Origin of the sequence: Saccharomonospora iraqiensis subsp. iraqiensis (assembly GCF_000430445.1) — a bacterium.
In the GTDB taxonomy this organism is placed as follows: Bacteria; Actinomycetota; Actinomycetes; order Mycobacteriales; family Pseudonocardiaceae; genus Saccharomonospora; species Saccharomonospora iraqiensis.
In genome coordinates, this window is sequence record NZ_KE387090.1 from 3,423 (window position 1) to 6,060 (window position 2,638).

The 2,638-nt window shown below is 71.2% G+C and carries 4 protein-coding genes; all 4 read right to left on the minus strand.

The features are described from left to right. Nucleotides 1-246, minus strand: a 246-nt coding sequence (locus tag ACTIR_RS25940; protein ID WP_026454500.1) for a translation initiation factor IF-2 N-terminal domain-containing protein, incomplete at its 3' end; no start/stop codon positions are given. A gap of 88 nt (nucleotides 247-334) precedes the next feature. Next, complete coding sequence (locus tag ACTIR_RS27755; RefSeq protein ID WP_324607097.1) at nucleotides 335-841, minus strand: YlxR family protein; 507 nt, start codon at nucleotides 839-841, stop codon at nucleotides 335-337. After that, nucleotides 739-1,782: a transcription termination factor NusA gene (gene nusA, locus ACTIR_RS0112235; RefSeq protein ID WP_007027188.1), complete on the minus strand. Its 1,044-nt coding sequence runs from the start codon at nucleotides 1,780-1,782 to the stop codon at nucleotides 739-741. Before nusA ends, ACTIR_RS27755 begins: the two co-directional genes overlap by 103 nt. Beyond that, complete coding sequence (gene rimP / locus ACTIR_RS0112240; RefSeq protein WP_026454501.1) at nucleotides 1,779-2,318, minus strand: ribosome maturation factor RimP; 540 nt, start codon at nucleotides 2,316-2,318, stop codon at nucleotides 1,779-1,781. The genes nusA and rimP overlap by 4 nt, the downstream gene beginning before the upstream one ends. Nucleotides 2,319-2,638: the final 320 nt, after the last annotated feature.

Consider the following 2,638-nt stretch of genomic DNA (forward strand, 5'->3'; position numbering starts at 1 on the left):
CGGCCCCGGCTTCGCGCCGTTGCCGTCCCCGCCCGCGGGCTTCGGGCCCCGGTCGGCGCCCTTCTTGTCGGACTTGCCGTCCTTGCTCGTCGGGAACGCGTCGCGCAGCCGTCGGGCGACGGGCGCCTCGACGGTCGACGACGCGGATTTCACGAACTCGCCCTGCTCCTTCAGCTTGGCGAGTACATCCTTGCTCGTGACACCGAGCTCTTTCGCGAGCTCATGTACGCGGGCTTTGCCTGCCACTGCTCTCCTCAACTGATGAGGTCGGCGGCGAAACCCGCAGACCTCGTCTCTATCGTCGCGCGTTCATGGCTTCAGCTTCACGGCTGACTCATGACGGGTCGACCTGCTTCCTTGTTCCGGTCCGGATGCGGGGAGTTCCCGCACCCACAGTGCCACCAGCGCTGTCCGCGCTCCGGGTGAGCCGCTCCACATGATGCCGCAGACCGGCCACGTCGAGCACCCCCTTCGCCCGGAGGGCCCGGGGGAACGCCCGCCGCCGTTCGGCGCGGCCCAGGCATCCCCGGTCGGGATGCAGCCAGGCACCGCGTCCCGGCAGCCGTCGTCGCTCGTCGACGACCACGTGCCCGTCCGCCGCGACCACACGGATCAACTCCGGCACCGACGCCCGCCGCCGACATCCGACGCATGTGCGGACCGGCGTGGCGCCGGGCCGCGGTCGGGTCTGGTTCGGCTGTGGGTGTCGCACCACATCCCAGTTTAGACCTTGGTCAATCAGTCGGCGGAACCGGTGGCCGCTGCGTGCGGTGTCTCGGTCGGTTCCACCTGCCGCTGCCCCGTCTCCGGGGCCGCATCGCTGCGGATGTCGATCCGCCACCCGGTGAGCCGGGCCGCCAGGCGGGCGTTCTGCCCCTCCTTGCCGATCGCCAGGGACAACTGGAAGTCGGGGACGACGACCCGGGCCGTCTTGGCCCGTTCGTCGACCACCTCGACAGACACAACCTTCGCGGGCGAGAGCGCATTCCCGACGAACTCGGCCGGGTCGTCCGAGTAGTCGATGATGTCGATCTTCTCGCCGCCCAGTTCGCTCATCACGTTGCGCACGCGGCCGCCGACGTGCCCGATGCAGGCTCCCTTGGCGTTCACCCCGGGAACCGTGGACCGGACGGAGATCTTCGACCGGTGCCCCGCCTCGCGCGCGACGGCGGTGATGTCCACGGTGCCGTCGGCGATCTCGGGCACCTCCAGGGCGAACAGCTTGCGCACCAGGTTGGGGTGCGTGCGCGACAGCGTGATCTGCGGTCCGCGGACGGTGCGCGCCACTCCGACGACGTAGGCCTTGAGGCGCTCGCCGTGCCCGTACTCCTCGCCGGGCACCTGCTCGGCGGCGGGGAGCACCCCCTCGGAGTCGCCGATCTGCAGCACCACCATCCCGCGGGCGTTGGCCTTCGCGTCCCGCTGCACGACGCCCGCGACGATCTCGCCCTCCTGGGCGGAGAACTCGCCGTAGGTCTTCTCGTGCTCGGCGTCCCGCAGCCGCTGCAGGATGACCTGCCGGGCGGTCGCCGCGGCGATCCGGCCGAAGCCCTCGGGGGTGTCGTCCCACTCCTCGGCGACCCCACCGTGCTCGTCCAGCCGGTGCGCGAGCACCCGCACGAACCCGGTGCGGCGATCGATGTCGATCTTCGCGTGCGGGTGGTGCCCCTCCGTGTGCTTGTACGCGGTCAGCAGCGCACTCTCGATCGCCTCCAGCACCGTCTCGAAGGGGATGTCCTTGTCCCGTTCGATCGCGCGCAACGCCGCGATGTCGACGTTCACCTCGGCTCCTCCTTCGGTCCGGCACTTTCCTCGTTCTCGCCGCGCCCGTCGTCCTCCAGCAGCTTCAGATCCCCGGCGGGGGGCTGCTTGAACTCGACCTCGACGACGGCCGTGTCCACGTCCGCGTACCGCAGGTCGTGGATGTTCCCGTCCACCAGTATCCGCACCGACTCGGGCCCGGCGTCACCGACGCGGCCGACGTAGGGCGACCCCTCGACGGGTGTCACGCGGACGAGGCGGTACTTGGCCCGCCGCCAGTGGCGGGGCGCGGTCAACGGGCGGTCCAGTCCCGGCGAGGTCACCTCCAGCGTGTAGGCGCCCTCGATGAGGTGCTCGTACTCGTCGAGCGCCGCCGACACCGTCCTGCTGATCTCGGCGATGCGGTCCAGCTCGACGCCGTGCTCGCCGTCGACGACGACCTTCACCAGCTTGCGCCTGCCTGCCTGCTGGACGTCCAGCGCGTCGAGATCGAAACCCGCGGCCGCGACGGCCTCGGCCACGACGGGCTCCAGCCTGCCGGCGAGTTCGTTGGGCACCGTGCTGCTCCCTGTGGTTCCTGTTCTGAAGTGGTGGTTCAGCTTATCGTGCCCCCACGGTGTCCCGCCGGGCGTCGCCCGTCCGGCACCGCGCCGGGCGCGTGCCCACCCGGTATCATCCGCGGCCGGTTCCGGGGTGGCAGGATGCGGGCCGTGACATCCCGACATGCGTGGAACCGGCGGAGGCTGCTGCGCACGGCGGTCCTGACGGCACTGGCGGCCCCGGCCGCGCCCGGTCTCGCCGGCTGCGCGTCCGGTTTCGACGACACCTCGGATCCGCTGCGTCCACTCCGGCGGTCGGCCCGCGCGGACGCCGACGC